Origin of the sequence: Amycolatopsis sp. (assembly GCF_035276945.1) — a bacterium.
Lineage (GTDB): Bacteria > Actinomycetota > Actinomycetes > Mycobacteriales > Pseudonocardiaceae > Amycolatopsis_E.
In genome coordinates this window covers 1-17,278 of sequence record NZ_DATELF010000046.1, presented here as the reverse complement: position 1 = coordinate 17,278, position 17,278 = coordinate 1, and the positions used below count along the sequence as shown (strand labels likewise).

The window sequence follows — 17,278 nt, the reverse complement described above, 5'->3', positions numbered from 1 at the left end:
GAGGCTGGCGGAACATGAGACGAATGGTCGTCGCGGCGACGATCGCGGGCACGGTGGGATCGCTGACCCTGGCCGGCGTGGTCGCCGTGAGCGCGCTGGCGCAGGGCGAGAACGGGCACGGCGGGCCCGTGGGCGGCCCGCGGCTGACGAATGTGCCGGCCAACGCCAAGGCCGCCGGTTTCAGCAGCCCCACCGTGTTGTCCCCGGAGCTGGCCGAGCAGGCGGTGGCCCAGGGCGCGGTCAAGCTGGAGAACCCGACCGCGGACATCCCGTACTACGGTTATCGCGGCGACGGGCCCATGCTGCCCGCTCCCGGGGACCTGCCGAGTTCCGGTCATCTGGTCGAGGCGTCCAAGACAGAACCGGACAAGAACACCTATCTGGTCCTGCACGGGCAGCATGGCGCGGACCCGAACTACGACTACGGGACGCATTTCCTGTTCCAGGGGCACGAAGCCGGGAAAACCGGTTACCTGACCCGGATCAACCTCGACGCGGACGCCGCGCACCGGATCACGCTCCTGGCCACGGCCACCACCGACGGCACACCGTTACCGACCTTCGACGGCTCGACCTGGGATCCGTGGGCGCAGCGGTTGCTGTTCACCGCGGAAAACGGCGCCGACGGCGGCGTGTGGCAGTCCACCACCGGCCCGAACGCCCAGGTCGAGGACATCTCGTCGGCGCTGGGCCGCGGGAGCTACGAAGGCATTCAGAACGACTCGGCGGGAAACCTCATGGTGGTCGAGGACATCGGCGGCGCCACCGTCGGCGGAGACAAGGCCAAACTGCCGAACAGCTTCGTCTACCGGTTCGTGCCCGCCGACAAGGGCGATCTCCGGCACGGCAAGCTGCAGGCGCTGCAGGTGGTCTCACACCGGACCGGCCAGCCGATCGTCTTCCAGCCGATCGACGCCGCCCACCCCACCGGCGGCGCGTTCACCGACGACGAGAAGGACCTGCACACCTACGGCCTGTCGTTCACCACGCGCTGGGTCACCCTCCACGACACCGCCACCGACGCGTCCGGCAAACCGTTCGACGCCAACGCGCTGGCCAAGGCGGCGAAGGCCACGCCGTTCAAGCGCCCGGAGAACGGCCAGTTCCGGCCCGGCACGGGCTTCCGTGAGTTCTACTTCGACGAGACCGGCGACACCAACGCCGCCAGCACCGCCAACAACGGCTACGGCGGCTGGGGCAGCGTCCTCAAACTGACCCAGACCGATCCCAGGGCCGACACCGGCACCCTGTCGCTGGTCTACAACGGAGACAAGGAACACACCGGGCTCGACAACGTCACCTTCGTCGACGCCGACCACGTCGCGTTCGTCGAGGACGCCGGAGACACCCTGCACACCCAGCGCGGGCTGCTGGACTCCGGGTACCTGTTCGACCTCGAGGCCGACTACGCGCACGGCGCTCAGCCGGTGCGGTTCCTCGCGGAAGGACGGGACTCCTCGGCCACGGTCGACTCCGCGTTGTCCGTCTACAGTGGATTCCAGAACGACGGCGACAACGAGACCACCGGCATCCACATGTCCGACGGCGATCCGACGCCGCAGGGCATCCTCGGAGCGCAGGTGCCCACCCCGTTCTTCGGTGGGTGGCGCCTGTTCTGGACCCAGCAGCACGGGGACAACGTGACCTGGGAAGTCCTGGCCGCACGTCGCTGACCCCGGCAGGCGCCGGCCACCCGGAAAGGGGTGGCCGGCGCCGCGTTCACGAGGTGAAGGGAACGCGAGTCCAGGTCAGCACCTGGGGACCGTGCTGGTGGACGGTGACCCGCAGATAGTTGTTCACGGTGGTGGATCCGTCGACGGTGATCCGGGACAGGTTCGGCACCGGCTGGCCGATGCCGTAGAGGGACAGCCATTTCGACCCGGCGGCCAGCGGGTTGTCGCTGTTGTACACGTGGCTGTCGCCGTTGAACAAATAGACCGGGCCGCCGAAGTCGGCCGACTCCCGGGCGATCGCGGCGACGATCGGCTGGAACCCGTAGTAGTCGGCGAACTTCGGGCTGGGGACCGTCGGGTCGAACATGTCGGCCTGCGTCAGCAGGGCGACGGCCTTGGCGTGGCGGGCGCGGGCGCCGGCGAACGTCTCGTGGATTTCCTGGATGACCGCGGCGGTGCGGCCGAGTACTTCGGCGGTCTGCTCCGGGGTCGGCGCGGTGTTGCCGGTCCACGGCGCGAGACTGTTGTCGCTGCCGACGATGTGCAGGGCCGCGAACGCGACGCCGGCGCGTTCCCAGCGGACGTCCTCGGGGATTCCCTGGCCGGCTTGCGAGAGTACCCGCGCGCCTTGCCGCCCCAGCGTGTGTCCCGGCTGCGGGAAGAACACCTGCCGGATTTTCGCCAGCCGCTCCAGCGGGTTGTAGCCGCCGTTGTTGGGGCGGTGGCAGTCGGTCCACTCGTTGTCACCGACCGTGTAGACCAGCGGGTCGGCGAACTGGTCGAAGTCGGCCTTGATCAGCTGGAAGTACTCGTCACTGCAAACAGTCGAGCCGCTTTTGATGTCGCCGAGGTGATCGACCCACTGGACGGCCGGGTCGGCGTTGATCTGGGCGACGACCTTCGGGAACGCGGCGATTTGCGCGTCGCCGTAGGGGATGTCGCCGATGACCGCGAACGTGTAGCCGTCTTCTCCGGTCGGCGCCGACGCCGCGGCCGGGCCGACCTCCACGGCGGCGCCGGTCAGTGCGCCGGCCGCGACCACGGCCAGCGCCCTACGATGCCATCTCCGCATGAGGATGCTCCTTGTCTGGTGGAGGATCTTGAGGTGCGGCAGAGCCTGCCATCGGTGACTGACCAGCGGGCGACTACGACGTGAACGGCCGCCGCAGAACCGCCGCGCGAGAGATGTCGGTTCTCACCGCCGGGTGCGCCTCGGCCCTGCGGCACCTCCCGCGCGCCGGCTCGCCACTGTCACTCCCCTCTCACTACTGTCACTCCCCTGTCACTCCACCACGAGCTCGACGGGAATGTTCCCGTGCGTCGCCTTGGAGTACGGGCAGACCGCGTGCGCCTTTTCGACGAGCGTGCGGCCCGTCTCGCCCCGCAGGGCATCGGGCAGTTCGACGCGAAGGACCACGGCGAGCGCGAAACCCCCGTCCTCCCCGTCCTTGCCGATGCCCACCTCGGCCGTCACCGAGACCTCCTTGGTGTCCACTCGCGACTCGCGGCCGACCAGTCCGAGCGCGCTGGCGAAGCAGGCCGCGTAGCCGGCGGCGAACAGCTGCTCCGGGTTGGTGCCGTTGCCGTCGCCACCGAGCGCGGGCGGGAAGGCGAGACGAAGGTCGAGCCGCCCGTCCGAGCTGACAGTGCGGCCCTCACGGCCGTTGGCGGTGGCGGCTGCGGTGTAGATGGCGTCCATGTTTTCCGGTCCACTTCCTTCTGCTCGTTCGCCGGGGGGTTCCGGCTTCACACCACGAACGATAGCGCACAACTGAGTTGTGTACAACTAATGACGTACACTGGTCATATGTCCGCTTCCCCCACGGCCGCCTCCAGCGCCACCGGCCCCGACCTCCTCCGCCTGGACTACCAGCTGTGCCTCGCCATCCAGACGGCCGGCCGCGCCATGGGCGGCGTCTACCGCAAGCTCCTCGCCGACCTCGGCGTGACCTATCCCCAGTACCTGGTACTGCTGGCCCTGTGGGAGCACGGCGAGCTTTCGGTGAAGCGGATCGGTGAGCTGCTGCGGCTCGACTCGGGCACTCTCTCGCCACTGCTGAAACGGCTCGACGCGGCCGGGCTGGTCCGCCGCGAGCGCAGCACCGACGACGAACGTTCCGTGCTCGTGCGCCTTACCGGCAAGGGTGCCGCCCTGCGGGACCAGGCCGAGGAGGTGCCCTGCCGGTTGGTCAGCGCGACCGGGCTGGACGAGGCCGAGGCCGCCCGGCTGCGGGACGCGCTGTACCGTCTCTCCGACTCCCTCGACGAGTCGCTCGACGATATGGGGTCAGGGGCCCACGACTGAACTTCCCGCGCCTTTCCCCCGTGTACAGAGTGGGCGTCGGCCCGTGCGCCCCGCACGGGCCGGAGACTTGCAGGCATACCAGCCATGCTTCGCACGGGAGGGCCTTTCGTGGTCTCGTTCTTGACGCGCTTGAAACGCACGCCGGCCACTGAACAGCCGGAGGAGGAGACCGGAGGCACCGCAAGCCGGATACGCCGGTTCACCAGGCCGACGATCACGGTTCTGGCGTGGCTGCTCCTGCTGGCCGCCCTCATCCTGCCGAACGACCTCAACCGCCTGACGCCGGTGGCGTTCCTGCGCATCCCGGTGGAGGCGCTGATCGCCATGGTCCTCATCCTCGTTGCCCCGCGCCGGGTGAGCCGGTGGGGGGCCGTGGCCGGTGGGGTGCTCGTCGGCCTGGTGACCATCCTGAAGGTCGCCGACATGGGCTTCTACAAGGCCTTCGAGCGGCCCTTCGACCTGCTGTCCGACTGGACCTTCCTGAGCTCCGGGATCGACCTGCTCGCCGGTCAGCTGGGCCGGGCGGGTGCGATCGCCGCGGTGATCGGGATCGGGATCCTGGCCGTCGGCGTGGTGGTCCTCATGGTGCTGTCGGCCCTGCGCGTGACCCGGGTCGTGGCCGGGCACCGGACCGCCTCGACCCGGGCGGTGGCGGTGCTCGGGGTCGTCTGGCTCGTGTGCGCGGTGGTCGGCGTGGAGATTGCGCCCGGCCAGCCGATCGCCGCCCGCAGCGCCGGCGCCCAGGCCTACAACGACACCCGCCAGGTGGTCGCGGAGCTGCGGGATCACCAGGCGTTCGCGGCCGAGGCCGCCGTCGACGCCTACCGCGACACGCCCGGGAACCAGCTGCTGACCGCCCTGCGCGGCAAGGACGTCCTCCTCACCTTCGTCGAAAGTTACGGGCGCGTCGCCGTCCAGGATTCGGACATCGCACCGGCGATCGACAAGCTGCTGGACGACGGCACGAGCCGCCTCCGCGCGGCCGGATACTCCGCCCGCAGCGGCTTCCTCACCTCCTCGACGGCCGGCGGCGGTAGCTGGCTGGCCCACTCCACGCTGCAGTCCGGCCTGTGGGTGAACAGCCAGCAGCGCTACGACAACCTCATGACCCGCGACCGGCTCACCCTCAGCAGCGCCTTCCACCGTGCCGGCTGGCAGACCGTCCACGACGTGCCCGCCCACTTCACGCCCTGGCCGGAGGGCAAGAAGTTCTACGGCTTCGACCGGTACTACGACGCCCCGTCGCTGGGCTACAAGGGCCCGTTCTTTTCCTACGCCCCCATGCCCGACCAGTTCATCCTGTCCAAGTTCCAGCAGGCCGAACGCGCGGCACCGCATGCCCCGATGATGGCGGAAGTCGACCTGGTCTCCAGCCACTGGCCCTGGGCGCCCCTGCCCAGGATGATCGGCTGGAACGACCTCGGGGACGGCTCGGTATACGGCCCGATACGCGCGCAAAGCAAGTCGATCGACGAAGTGTGGAAGGACTCGGCCTCGGTGCGCGCCGCGTACGGCGAATCCATCCAATACTCGCTGAACACCCTGATCTCCTATGTGGAGAACTACGGCGACGACAATCTCGTGCTCGTCTTCCTCGGCGACCATCAGCCCAACCAGGCCGTCACCGGCGAGAACGCGAGCAAGGACGTGCCGATCACGATCGTCGCGCGCGATCCCGCCGTGCTCGACCGGATCTCCACCTGGGGCTGGACGGAAGGGCTCCGGCCCAGCCCGCAAGCCCCGGTCTGGCCGATGAACACCTTCCGCGACAAGTTCCTGGCCGCCTACTCGCGTTAGAGATTCCATGTCCCTGACGTGACACCCGCGGATGCGTGAAGCTGGGCGGGTACGCCGCCGTTGACGGCGTACTGGCTTTAAAACCTGCACAGTCTGTGTCAGAGGCCGAGCAGGCCCGCCAACTGCTGCGCGTTGGTTTGGGCGTAGTCGCGGAAACAGTTGTTGAGAAGAACGTGCACCTCTTCGGTCTTCTCGGCCAGGGACTGAATGCGCGGCACCCATTCGCGCAATTCCCCTGGCTGGTACAGATAGCCGAACCGGTCGTGGATGTTCTTGCTGTCCCATTTCGTGGAATGGCCGTGGAACCGCAGGACGGACAGCCCGGCGGTCGCCGTCACCACCGGCGGGACCGACGAACGGAAGCCCTGCGGCATGTCCACGCACACCAGGGGCAGGTCGTGCCCGGCGAGGAAGGACAGTGTCTCCTCCCGGTTGTCCTCGCTCAACCACGAGCTGTGACGGAACTCCACGCACGGCCGGTACCGCGGCCGCAGCCGGTTTGCGCAGTCGAGGATGTATTGCCTGTTCCGGCGGGAGATCGTGAACCACGGCGGGAACTGCAGCAGGATCGAGCCCAGCTTGCCCACGGAGTACAGCGGATCGAGCGCGGTGAGGAACCGTCGCCACAGCTGGTCGACCACCGGGGGCGGCACCTCGCGAAGGTAGACGGTGTCCTTGCCGAGCTTGTCCCGGTCCGGCCGCAGCTCCGCCGGCAACGCGGTGACCCGGGTGGGATGCTGGGTGAACAGGCTGAACGCCTTGATGTCGAAGGTGAACGCGGACGGGGTGCGTCCCGTCCACAACGCGGCTGTCCGCTCGACGGGCAGCCCGTAGTAGGTGGAATCCACTTCCACGATCCGGAACCGCTCCGCGTAGTACCGCAGCCGCTTCTCGGGTGTGTCCACATCGGAGGGATACCAGCCGGACCCGAGCAGCGTCCGGTCGGTCCACGACGCCGTGCCCACCCGGATCACTCCCATATCCCCAGCGTAGGAATCCGGGCGGCGACGGGCATGCCGAACGGCGTCACTCCGGTGACCCGCGCGTTCGCCGACGCGGCGGCAAGTGACCAAGGGCACCACGGCGGAGCACGTCCGGGCTGATAGCTTTGGTGGACTGCCCTGGGGAGAGCCGGGCAGGCCCGTCCCACATCCGGTGAGGTTGTCCCGTGCCCGTCGACCTTTCGGCCGTCATCGCGGCCACCGCGCAATGGCTGCTCCGCGCCTACCCTCCGTCCGGCGGGGTGCTGAGCGCGACTCTGGCCGAGGCCCAGGTCCGGCAGGCCACGACGGTCGCCGCCTGGCTCCGCTACCCCACCGCGCTCGACGCGTCCCTGCTCACCCTCGTGGGCCCGGGAGGTTCCGCGCGCCTGGACTGGCTGGCGAGCGTGGAAATCGCCGGCCGGCCTGAAGACGAGGCCGCGTGGCGCACCTGGGTGGACGAGGTGGTGGCGAGCTGGGCGGCGTGCCTGCTCGCCGACGCCGACCTCGCCGTCGCGGCGGTAGCGGCGCTCGCGGCCTCGGAGCACACTTTCGGCCTGCCGTTCGACTTCCGCCGGCTGACCCGGCCGGACGACCGCGACCGGCAGGCCGCCGCCCTGCTGCGGCACCCCGACCTGCTGGCTCCGGTCGCGGAACTGCATGCCGGCGAGCTACTCGGCCTGCTCGGCCTGCTCGGCCTGGAGTCCCCCAAGGCCGCCTGACCCCCGCACGGGTTACGGCCCAGCGGGACTGTTTTTCACCGCGGCAGTCCTTCGGCCAGGAGTCACGCTGGGCCGGACACTCACTTGTTGGACTTCGTCCAGTCACGTACCGCGTCGCGAACCCGGTCGAAGACCGCGATGGGCGGCCCGGCGAGCAGGTTCGCCATCGCCGACTCTCCCGTCGCCCGTGGGTGCGGGCGCGTCGGCGCGGTGGCCTCCGCAGCCTTGACCGCTCCCGCCATCCGGCGCAGGCGGTCCTCCGGCAGCTTCGCCCGCAACTGCGAAAACTCCTCCTGCTCCTCGTGGTTCGCGTGGGCGACGACGCTCTCCTCGAATTCCGCCAGCTTGCGGTCGAAATCGGGGTTGCGCACGCCCGTGTCGTGCAGTTCGGCGAGCACCTCCTTGGCCTCGCGTTCCTCGTTCAACCGGCTTTCGACGACACGCTCGCCGTCGTCGATGTTGCTGCGCGCCGTGGGATGCACGACGATCTCTTCGGCGGTTTCGTGCACCGCCAGCAAGCGCACCAAGTCCTCGAACAGTTCCTCCTTACGGTCTCCCGTTGCCTGGGGAATCTCCCGGAACAGGTTCTTGACCTGGGTGTGCTGCTCGAGCAACAGATCCACGACGTTCTTGTCTTCCCTGGTGTCCATCTTCTTCACCTCCGTCGCTGCCGGGCTGCCCTCTGGCTTCCCCCGAATCGCGCGGTCCAAGCGCCGATCCGCCAGGCCGGTCAGGAGGTGACGTCACTCGTCTTCGTCCTGGTCGGGCAGGTCGTCCGCAGGCGAGTCATCGCCGGTCGACGGCCCGAAACCGGGGGCCGACCGACGCGAGTCGGGCCCCCGCGACACGCGAGTCCGGCTCCCGCGACACGCGAGTCGGGCCCCCGCGACACGCGAGTCGGGCTCCCGTGACACGCGAGTCCTCCCTTCCGCGACGCGACTGTTCCCGGCCGACGGGCTCGCCGAAGTGCACGAGAGTCGATCGTGGTGCCAGACACACCGAGGTCCCTGCCCAGTCCCTGCCCACGGCCTCGGCGATGGTCCGACTCAGTCCACCGGCAACAGCGGTCCTCGATTGTGGACAATCGAGGACCGGCGGCCCGCGGCCGCGATCAGTGCCGACGGTCACACCTGGTACCCGCTGAATGTCTCGCCGAACGTCCGGCGCCAGGTTCTCGGGTGCCTGCGGCTGGCTCCGGGACCCGGGTTGCGGGAAAGCCCGCTGCGGGGCGCGGTGCTGACCGACGCCGAACTGGACCACACGATCGGATTGTTGCTCCGCGAGGGCGCCGGGTTCCAGGTGTGGGCGCCCGGCGCGATCGGCAGGACGCTCGGCGAGGAGTTTCCGTTGCGTACCATGGTTTCCCAGTACCAGGAGTGGCGATGGCACCCTGCTGGAAGCGCTTTCCGACTCGGTGGTCCGGACGGCATGCTTTGCTGCCGGTGCACGGCGAACAGCCCAAATACGCGACGGCCGAACGGTCGAGCGATCAGCACTCGGCGTTCGCCCTCCGGGTCGAAGACCCCTCGACAGGTGGCGTACTGGTGTACGCGCCGTGCCCTGGCAACCTGGCCCGCCGGTTTCGACGAGTTCGTCACCGGCGCGCACTGTGTGCTCGCCGACGGCACCTTCTGTCCGAGTAAGGAAATGTCGGGCGCCACGGGGGGCGGGAACGCCGACGCGGCCCAGGCGAGGATGGGTCACCTGCCGGTGGCCGGGCGTCGGGCAGCCTCGCGGCGATCCGCCGTCACCCCGGCATCCGGTGGATCCACACCCACCTCGACCACACCAATCCGCTGCTGGACGGGAATTCCGACGCCTCGGCCGAGGTCCAGGCGGCCGGTGCCAACGTACTTCCCGACGGCACCGAACCGGACCTGTAACGGTCGAATTCAGCCCGTGCTACAGGTCAGAACGCCGTCACGGCTGGTCACGCTCGTGGACCCGCCGGTCAGCGAATCACGCAGCATGCGGGCTTGGTCCAGCAGGCCCGGCAGATCGCGGTTCTGACGGTTCAGCCGGCACGTGACCGTGACCGCGGAGGGCCGGAAGGGGTCGAAGGCCAGGTCAGCGACGACGAAGTAGCCGGGCTCGCCGGGCGGAGCGTCGGTCAGCCGCACGACGGGCAGGCTCAGGTCGTCCTTGATCCAGTCCTCGCCGGTGACCTGGCGGCCGAGGCGGGAGTCGGTGTAGCGGGTGGCCGTGGCGAGGCGGAAACCGGCCTGACGCAGCCAGGTGTGGAGGTCGTCGCCGCCGGCCGGTGTGGTTGCCGTCGTGGTCGGCGCCGCGGTGTTCCGTGCGGCCACGACGAGCCGGGCGGCCAGGTCCCGCGCCTGCTGCTGGGTGAAGTTGCCACTGATCTGCGTGCTGCCACCGGTGATCGCTTCCTGGATGGAGGGCGCCGACAGCACGGTGGTGTTGAGCACGAAGGCCACCTGTTCCCCGACGTGCTGGGTGGTGTAGTTCGCCCACGTCCGGGCGCCCGCGCTGTCGAACTCCACATTGACCAGCCACGCCGGCATGCCCTGGCCGGGCGAGGCCGACGCCGACCGGATGCCGGAGCCGGTCAGGAAGGCCGGCCCCAGCAGGTACTTGGTCTCGCCGGCCTGATCGCAGGTGACCAGCGGCAGCGCCGGATCGTCCTGGGCGGCGAGCGGGTCGGCACCGTTCGTCGAGCAGTCCAGTATGGACAGTGCCTGCCGCTGGGTCGCGGGGTCGGTACTCTGCCGGAGAACCTTGGCGTCCGCCGGTCCCGCGCTCGGAGGGGTCCCGGGCGTGGCGGGCACGGACTGCAGCACGGGGCGGAACACGAGCACCGCCGGAGCGTTCACCGCCGAATCCGGGGCCGTCGCCTTGCTCGCCGCGGTCGGCGCGGCCGTCCGGGTGCAGCCCACCAGGCTGATCAGGACAAGCACAGTCACCGTGAGGTTCCACCCGGCTGCGCGGGTACCCCGAAAACTACCGGCCATCCGCGGGTGTCCTTCCCCCTCTGCTGGAGTTACCCCGTAAGTATCGGCCGGCCGGGGTCAACCGCTACGGATCACGCCCGCCGGCTTGCTTCGATGGCGGAGTGGGTGGAACGCCGCCACCGTCCTAACCGGACTGGGTCTTCCCGGGCGGATTCTCCGGCCTGGCGGGTCGCCGTGTTACGCGAACCCGAAAGCCGCGGCGGCTCAGTTGATCGCGCCGTTGATCGCCTTGGCCAGCTCGGTGACCGTGGTGACCAGCGGCGGAATGGGCTTCACCAGGGTGGTGAGCCGTTCCAGCAGGCGGCCGAGCACCCCACGGTCGGGCTCCGGCCGGGTCAGCTCCTCCCGCAGGATCTCCGCGGTCGCCTTGGTGGTACCCGGAAGTTCGGCGTCGTGGTGATCCAGCAGTTCCTCCAGCCGGGCGAGCAACCGCTCGGCCCGGCCCTCGGTGTCACCGGTTCCCGTGGTGAGCTGGATGTCGCCGCTGACCGCCTTCGCACCCGGCCCGACGGCCTGGTTGCCGACCGTGCTCTGGCCGCCCGACTGCTGGATACCGTAGTTCGCCGCGTTGTCACGCATTCGCTGTCTCCTGAGATCCGGGTCGCGGCGGAACCACGCCCTGCTGGGTCGCGGTAGCGCCCGAGCCGACCGCCTGGTTGCCGACGTTGCTGACGCCGCCGGTCTGGATGATGCCCTGGTTGAGGATCATCATCTGCCGGGTGGCGAACTCGGCGGTGTCCACGTCGTGCTCGCCGAGGAAGTCCAGCACCGCGCTCAGCACATGGCGTTCGACGATCTTCAGGTGCTTGCCGGCGTCGGTTTCCTGGAAGTAGTTGTGCGGCCGGGCGTCCACGGCGACCTGCCGCACACTGAACCGCGCGCCGTAGTCGTAGCCGAGGTCGTCCTGGGCGAGCAGACGGTTCCGGCTCAGCCGCCGACCATAACTCCAGGCCCACAGATCGGTGCGGAACACGCCCGCCGGCGCGCGAAGCGCCGTGCCGACCAGCTTGCCGGCCGCCCTGATCAGCAACCGGCCGATCTGCCCGGCCGCCGCGGTCTCGGTGAGGCGATCCACGTCGTGGTACTGGCGCCAGACCGGGCCGAGCACCGCGCGGTCGCACTGCAGGTACAGCAACCGGCCGTCGGTGGAGAAGTGGAGGAACGTGCTCGCCACCACCTCCCCACCCCAGGACGGCACTTCCGCGCAAAGGTAGTGGCGGGCGATCCCGCTCGGCTGGGTGGCGATCTCCCGGATCTCCTCCGGCGCGAGGTTCTGGCGCGGCGGCAGGTCACGGCACGGCAGGAAACGCGGCTGGAGACCCAGTGCCTCACCGTTGACGAACACCCGGTCGGAGAGCCGGAGATCGTCGAGCCGGTCGCTGAGTTCGCCCTCCGTTCCCGCCGGTCCGATCGCGCGGAGCCGGTTTCGCACGTGCTCGATCAGTTCCGGCACGTCCACGTCGACGGTGTCGTCGGGGTTCTCTCGCCCTCGGCGCCACATCGGCAGCGCGAACGCCCAGCCCTTCTGCGGCGTGCCGTGCCCGAGGAACGGGTTGAACCCGCTGTACACGGTGGCGTTCCCGTGCTGGGTTTGGTCGATTGTGGCCAGTACGTGGGTCAGCCACTCCTCGCGCGGCGAGGGTGCGGCTTCCGGCCGGAACCTGGTTCGCGCCAGGTCCCGGACCAGCACCCGACGGTTGCTCAGCAGGTCCCACGCCACCACGCCGTACATCAGCAGGATGATCGGCAAACCGAGCCAGGGCAGGCCGGTCAGCCAGCCCGGCGACCCCGCCGCCTCCTCGTCGGCGGCCGAGGCGGCCGAAGTGATGAACACCGCGAACAGCACGGGAATCAGTACCATCACCACGGCGGCCCCGATCGCGGCGGCCCGCGGCCGCGTGCCCCGGTCGGCGCGGGTGATCGTGCCGCCGAACACGGCGATCAGGCCCAGGGACAGCACAGTCCACAAGGGAGCGACGAAGAGCGCGACGAGGCCGGCACCGGTGAGCACGACGTCACGCAGAAAGCGCTGCCGGCGCGCCGCGAGGCAGTGCAGCAGAACCGGGCGCAGATCGAAGCCCACGGACGGGGCCACCGCGCGCAGGTCCCCGGCCAGCAGGCCGTGCAGAACCCGGTCGGCGAACCGCTCGTCCATCCGCGCCGCCCCGCACAGGTAGCGCGTGACCTGATCGGAAGTCGCGCCCGCGGCGCCGGATGTCATTTCCACCCCACCCCTCACCAGAACGACATCGGTTCATGGTCGCGGCGGGCCACCCGCCGCGGTCGCGTCCGTGCGACGACGGGAGTCAGCACCAGCCCGAACAACAGCCCGAAGAACGCGGCGGTGGTCATCGGCGCCAGGACGAGGTCGGAGAATTCGTCGCCCTGCGGGGTGGAGTACTCCCAGCTGGTCTCGTAGCTCGGCCAGCCCAGGAAGACGGCGGCCACGAGGTTGCCGAGCAGGGTGGCCGCGCACGCCCCGAGCACCGACGTGCCGACGACGGGGGCGAGCACCCCGCCGCCCCGTGCCGACCGCGCCAGCCGGGCCAGCCCGAAGATCAGCAGGCCGACGAAGAAGAGGGTGCGAAGGTTCGCCGCCCAGAAGCCCCACTCGTTGCCACGCTCCGGCGTCAGCCGCCACCGCACGGTGGTCAGCGAAGCGACCAGCCACCGGCCCCCTTCGGGCAGGTCGCCACTGACAAGCCAGCGTGACACCCACTGGTTGCCGGTCAGCAGCACGTACGCGACGACCGTGACGGTTCCCGGCGGGGAAGGCGAGCGAATTCCCTGGGCGGCCGAGATCGTCACATCGCGAAGTTAGTCCATTTCGTTCCGGAGTGCTACGGCCAGTCGGGCAGCTTCGGCAGGTCTGCTCCCCTGACCACGCTTACGTCCGGACGTCGCGTGCCGGAGGACCGTTGGTTTCGGCTGCCGGCGTGCGCGCCCGGGTTTCCCGTCGGCGTGGGCGGACGAGTGTTCAGCGAAATGTCGTGTGTCGCGCTGCTTTCACTCCTGGTGAGCCCGGCGAACTGCTCGAGCTTCGCCCGGCACGACTCGTGAAAGCCGCGACCGAGGTGGCGGCTGGACCGGCCGTGGCGGAGGTGGCTGCCACCGGGGAGCCTGGTCCTCGAACCCGTCCTCGCCGTCTTCGCCGTCTTCGTCTTCGGCTTCCAGCTCGGCGGGCAGGAACTCGTTCACCACTTCCATGGCGGGCGAGTCGGCGCCGCCACCCCCGGTACCGCATGCGCGGGCAGGCCGGGAACCTGCTTGTCGAAGGGAACACGCATGGTGGCTGAGATCGATGCCCGCCGCCGCGCCACCGATGGACATCAGGATGGTTACGCCGGCGGCCTCGGCCTGGCGCGTCTCGGCCGGCGTGGCGACCTTCACGCCCGAGTCCATCCCGTTCTCCCACCGGGCGGTGCCCTCGGAGCGGATGACCGGGAAGGCCGCGTTGATCACGTTGATCACGTTGATCACGTTGTGTCCGTGCGCCGGAACGCGGCTGTCGGTGATCGGAAGCCGGCCCAGCCCCGGACGAACGCCGGCACCGTCCCAGTTCTCCCAGTAGCCCGGCAACACCTTGCCCACCGGCTTCGACTTCACGGCGCCCGTGCCGATTCGCACCGCCGCGTCCGCCGGTGCCGGGGCCACGGACCCGGCGGACGCGGCGGCCAGGCTGAATATCCGACCGAACATGTCCAGCTCCCAAGTTGAACCGATCGAGAGGCGGCGGCGGTCCGCTCAACGTATCGAGGGCAGGCGCTGGTTACTACCGATGATTTGTGGTCCAGACCGCGATCGCGCCGACCCGGGGCGAAGACCGGGTCGCCCTGTGCTAGTAAGGCTTTGTGGCCTATGACGTGAGCGCGGTACGCGAGCATTTCCCGGCACTCGAGGAGGGCGCCGCGCATTTCGACGGCCCCGGTGGGTCGCAGGTCCCGGACGTGGTGGGCGAGGCGGTCGCCGCCACCCTGCTGGTCGCGATCGCGAACCGGGGCAGCGTCACCGCGGCCGAGCGCCGGGCCGACACGGTGGTGGCCGGGGCCCGGCGGGCGGCGGCGGACCTGCTGGGCGCCGAACCGGCGGGGATCGTCTTCGGCCGCAGCATGACTCAGCTGACCTATGACTTCTCGCGGACGCTGGCCAAGAACTGGGGACCCGGCGACGAGATCGTGGTGACCCGCCTCGACCACGACGCCAACATCCGGCCGTGGGTGCAGGCCGCGCGGTCCCGGGGCGCGATCGTGCGCTGGGCGGACTTCGACCCTGTCCGCGGTGAGCTGCCGGTGGACGAGGTGACGAGCCTGCTGTCGGAACGGACCAGGTTGGTCGCGGTCACCGCGGCCTCGAACCTGCTCGGCACCAGGCCCGACATCCCCGCGATCACCGAAGCGGCCCACGACGCGGGCGCACTGTGCTATGTGGACGGTGTGCACCTGACCCCGCACGCGGCGGTCGACGTCACGGAGCTGGGCGCGGACTTCTTCGCCTGCTCGCCCTACAAGTTCCTCGGCCCACATCTCGGGCTCGTCGCCGCTTCGCCCGCGCTCCTGGAAACCCTGCACCCGGACAAACTGCTACCTTCCACCAACGCCGTGCCCGAGCGCTTCGAGCTCGGCACCCTGCCCTACGAACTGCTCGCCGGCACGACCGCGGCCATCGACTTCCTCGCCGGCCTCGTGCCCGGAACCGGCCCCCGCCGGACCCGGCTGCTGACGTCGATGCGGGTGCTGGAGAACCACGAAAACACCCTGCTCCGGCAGCTCGACGAGGGCTTGGCCGAGCTACCCGGGATCGTCCGCCACGGCTCCCCCACCCGCCATCGCACACCGACCGTGCTGTTCTCGGTCGACGGCGTCAGCCCGGAAACCACCTACCGGCACCTCGCCTCCCGCGGCGTCAACGCCCCGGCGAGCAGTTTCTACGCCGTGGAATGCTCGCGGCATCTCGGCCTGGGGGACACCGGCGCGGTCCGTGCGGGCATCGCCCCGTACACCACCGAAGCCGACATCAGCCGGCTGCTCGCCGCGCTGCGGTGACGGTCAGGCGCGGCGCAGGCGGTTGACCTCGGCCAGGAGATCGAGCATGCGACGTTCGAGCGACTCGAGCGACTCGCCCCCGGCGGAGGAGGACGCGACGGGCGCCCGGCGAACGTCCAGGCACAGCCGGATGTCGAGCCGGTCCAGCTCACTCACGGCGCGCGCGACAGCCCCTTTCAGGTGACCGACGAGGCTCTGCAGCACCCATTCAGGCACGACTGCCAGCACAGCGACTCCACGCGACGGTGATGCGCGCACGTCGCCCTCCTCGGCCGATTCCCCGCTCCGGCGGGCAGCCGGCGCCCGGGTCCCCGAGGGAACCAGCGAGGTGAGCAAACTCAGCGCGTCGGTCGACATGAGGGTTGCCCTTTCCGGTCCGCGGCGCACACTGACCGCTCCACCCAACCAGCCGGCCGTCACCACCTCGGCCCACCCGGATTTTCGCGGATCATTTTCGCATTTCGGCGACCGGAAAAAGAGTTACGAAATCCGGCGTCGTTAATACCAATGGCCGAATTCGCTCAACTCCCGGTAGGCGCCCGGCCCGGGCGCACCGGCCACCCGCGTGGCCGGTTGTGGCATTCGGACCGTCCCACCATATCCGCCAAATTCCGCGTATATAGTGAAGGAACGCCCGCCGGTGGCCGGCACACCCGGGCCGAACAGTTCTTTTCCCTTTTTCGTTCAATCGGACGGAGGTCCGCGCATGCCTATCACCCCGAACCAGGGAGCCACTTCAGGCGGCACCCTGGTGACGATCACCGGTACCAATCTCGGTGGCGCGACGGCGGTCCACTTCGGACCCAACCTGGGCACGATCACCGGCAACACGCCGACTCAGGTCACCGTCATCAGCCCGGCCGGCAGCGGTGTCGTGGACACGACCGTGACCACCGTCGGAGGGACCAGCAACCCGTTGCGGTTCTACTATGTCCAACCGCCGTACAAGGCCGGCATCAGCAGCAGCGCGGGGCCGGTGGCGGGTGGCAACACGGTCACCTTGTCCGGGGTCAACCTGTCCGGCGCGACCGCTGTCGCGTTCGGCGCAAACTCGGCGACCCCCACCGTCGTCAACGACGGTTCCCTCGATGTCGCCGTCCCCGCGGCCGCCGTGGCCGGCCCGGTCTCGGTGACCGTCACCACGCCCGGCGGCACGGTCGACGGACTCACCTACAACTACGTCGACAGCCCGACCGTCGCCACCATTTCCCCGACGAGCGGAACAACGGCGGGCGGCACGGTCGTCTCGATTACCGGCACCAGCCTTTCCACCACGACGTCGGTCACCTTCGGCGGCACGCCCGCGAATTTCGGCGTCATTTCCGATACCGAAATCAGTGTCCGCACCCCGCCCGGCACGGCGGGCGCCGCGGACGTCACCGTCACGACGGCGGGTGGCTCGGCCACGGCGGTCGCCGGGTTCACCTACGTCAGCGGGCCGGAGATCTGATCCGGCCGCCGGCCCGGCGAGGCAGCCCAGCGCTCCTCTCCGGGCCGTCCGGTGCCCACCAGAACCACGGACAGGAGGAGGGTCGGGAGCTGGCGCGATGACATCCACTGACGGAAGGACCCGTAGCCTTATGTTCCTGCGGTTTCCCGCGAGGCTGTCCCACTACGGTGGCCATGGCCCGTGTTGTCTCGTTTCCAGGTCCCGCCCGTTAAACCGTGCGTGCGGTTCTCCCGCACACGGCTTACCGACGCCGTTCACCACCGGCATTCGGTCTTTCCCGCCAGGGCTTGCCCGCCCTGGGTGCGACAACGGTTCCTACCAGGCTGATCAGTCCGCATTG

Annotated in this window: 16 protein-coding genes and 1 pseudogene; 7 read left to right on the top strand and 10 right to left on the bottom strand. The window is 69.6% G+C overall.

The window, feature by feature from the left end; translation table 11 throughout:
* Positions 1–14: 14 nt before the first annotated feature.
* Positions 15–1,673, top strand: coding sequence for an alkaline phosphatase PhoX (locus tag VJT49_RS06930; RefSeq protein WP_324163873.1), 1,659 nt, complete (start codon positions 15–17; stop codon positions 1,671–1,673).
* A 46-nt stretch (positions 1,674–1,719) separates the two neighbouring features.
* Here VJT49_RS06930 and VJT49_RS06925 read toward each other — a convergent pair whose 3' ends face one another.
* Positions 1,720–2,745 (bottom strand): metallophosphoesterase, encoded by a 1,026-nt coding sequence (locus VJT49_RS06925; RefSeq protein ID WP_324163872.1) that lies wholly within the window; start codon positions 2,743–2,745, stop codon positions 1,720–1,722.
* Positions 2,746–2,955: 210 nt separating this feature from the next.
* Positions 2,956–3,372: an organic hydroperoxide resistance protein gene (locus VJT49_RS06920; RefSeq protein ID WP_324163871.1), complete on the bottom strand. Its 417-nt coding sequence runs from the start codon at positions 3,370–3,372 to the stop codon at positions 2,956–2,958.
* A gap of 108 nt (positions 3,373–3,480) precedes the next feature.
* Here VJT49_RS06920 and VJT49_RS06915 point away from each other — a divergent pair, with 108 nt between their 5' ends.
* Positions 3,481–3,978 carry a MarR family transcriptional regulator gene (locus VJT49_RS06915; protein ID WP_324163870.1) on the top strand — a complete coding sequence of 166 codons (498 nt, stop codon included), beginning with the start codon at positions 3,481–3,483 and terminating at the stop codon, positions 3,976–3,978.
* Positions 3,979–4,098: 120 nt separating this feature from the next.
* Positions 4,099–5,775: a sulfatase-like hydrolase/transferase gene (locus tag VJT49_RS06910; RefSeq protein ID WP_324163869.1), complete on the top strand. Its 1,677-nt coding sequence runs from the start codon at positions 4,099–4,101 to the stop codon at positions 5,773–5,775.
* Between the two features lie 98 nt (positions 5,776–5,873).
* Here the strand turns inward: VJT49_RS06910 and VJT49_RS06905 are convergent, their stop codons facing one another.
* Positions 5,874–6,755 (bottom strand): DUF72 domain-containing protein, encoded by an 882-nt coding sequence (locus VJT49_RS06905; protein ID WP_324163868.1) that lies wholly within the window; start codon positions 6,753–6,755, stop codon positions 5,874–5,876.
* Positions 6,756–6,943: 188 nt separating this feature from the next.
* Here VJT49_RS06905 and VJT49_RS06900 point away from each other — a divergent pair, with 188 nt between their 5' ends.
* The gene (locus tag VJT49_RS06900; RefSeq protein ID WP_324163867.1) at positions 6,944–7,477 is read left to right on the top strand and encodes a hypothetical protein; all 534 of its coding nucleotides are present in this window, start codon (positions 6,944–6,946) and stop codon (positions 7,475–7,477) included.
* Between the two features lie 80 nt (positions 7,478–7,557).
* Here VJT49_RS06900 and VJT49_RS06895 read toward each other — a convergent pair whose 3' ends face one another.
* Entirely contained in the window at positions 7,558–8,127 is a 570-nt protein-coding gene (locus VJT49_RS06895; RefSeq protein WP_324163866.1) for a hemerythrin domain-containing protein, read from the bottom strand.
* Between the two features lie 316 nt (positions 8,128–8,443).
* Here VJT49_RS06895 and VJT49_RS35100 point away from each other — a divergent pair, with 316 nt between their 5' ends.
* The gene (locus VJT49_RS35100; RefSeq protein ID WP_414635851.1) at positions 8,444–9,487 is read left to right on the top strand and encodes an MBL fold metallo-hydrolase; all 1,044 of its coding nucleotides are present in this window, start codon (positions 8,444–8,446) and stop codon (positions 9,485–9,487) included.
* Here the strand turns inward: VJT49_RS35100 and VJT49_RS06885 are convergent.
* From VJT49_RS06885 to VJT49_RS06865, 5 genes and pseudogenes are all read right to left on the bottom strand, one after another.
* Positions 9,370–10,398 (bottom strand): SecDF P1 head subdomain-containing protein, encoded by a 1,029-nt coding sequence (locus VJT49_RS06885; RefSeq protein ID WP_324163864.1) that lies wholly within the window; start codon positions 10,396–10,398, stop codon positions 9,370–9,372. The two genes, VJT49_RS35100 and VJT49_RS06885, sit on opposite strands and share 118 nt — an antisense overlap.
* A 252-nt stretch (positions 10,399–10,650) precedes the next feature.
* Positions 10,651–11,025 (bottom strand): hypothetical protein, encoded by a 375-nt coding sequence (locus tag VJT49_RS06880; protein WP_324163863.1) that lies wholly within the window; start codon positions 11,023–11,025, stop codon positions 10,651–10,653.
* Positions 11,018–12,667: a hypothetical protein gene (locus VJT49_RS06875; RefSeq protein ID WP_324163862.1), complete on the bottom strand. Its 1,650-nt coding sequence runs from the start codon at positions 12,665–12,667 to the stop codon at positions 11,018–11,020. The genes VJT49_RS06880 and VJT49_RS06875 overlap by 8 nt, the downstream gene beginning before the upstream one ends.
* A 14-nt stretch (positions 12,668–12,681) precedes the next feature.
* Positions 12,682–13,254 carry a hypothetical protein gene (locus VJT49_RS06870; RefSeq protein WP_324163861.1) on the bottom strand — a complete coding sequence of 191 codons (573 nt, stop codon included), beginning with the start codon at positions 13,252–13,254 and terminating at the stop codon, positions 12,682–12,684.
* Positions 13,255–13,728: 474 nt separating this feature from the next.
* A pseudogene (locus VJT49_RS06865) lies at positions 13,729–14,145 on the bottom strand (chitinase); the annotation flags it as partial.
* Positions 14,146–14,297: 152 nt separating this feature from the next.
* On the opposite strand from VJT49_RS06865, the gene VJT49_RS06860 reads away from it, so the two are divergent.
* Positions 14,298–15,488: a cysteine desulfurase-like protein gene (locus VJT49_RS06860; RefSeq protein WP_324163860.1), complete on the top strand. Its 1,191-nt coding sequence runs from the start codon at positions 14,298–14,300 to the stop codon at positions 15,486–15,488.
* Positions 15,489–15,491: 3 nt separating this feature from the next.
* Here the strand turns inward: VJT49_RS06860 and VJT49_RS06855 are convergent, their stop codons facing one another.
* Positions 15,492–15,716: a hypothetical protein gene (locus VJT49_RS06855; RefSeq protein ID WP_324163859.1), complete on the bottom strand. Its 225-nt coding sequence runs from the start codon at positions 15,714–15,716 to the stop codon at positions 15,492–15,494.
* Between the two features lie 478 nt (positions 15,717–16,194).
* Here VJT49_RS06855 and VJT49_RS06850 point away from each other — a divergent pair, with 478 nt between their 5' ends.
* Positions 16,195–16,938 carry an IPT/TIG domain-containing protein gene (locus tag VJT49_RS06850; RefSeq protein ID WP_324163858.1) on the top strand — a complete coding sequence of 248 codons (744 nt, stop codon included), beginning with the start codon at positions 16,195–16,197 and terminating at the stop codon, positions 16,936–16,938.
* Positions 16,939–17,278 lie beyond the last annotated feature (340 nt).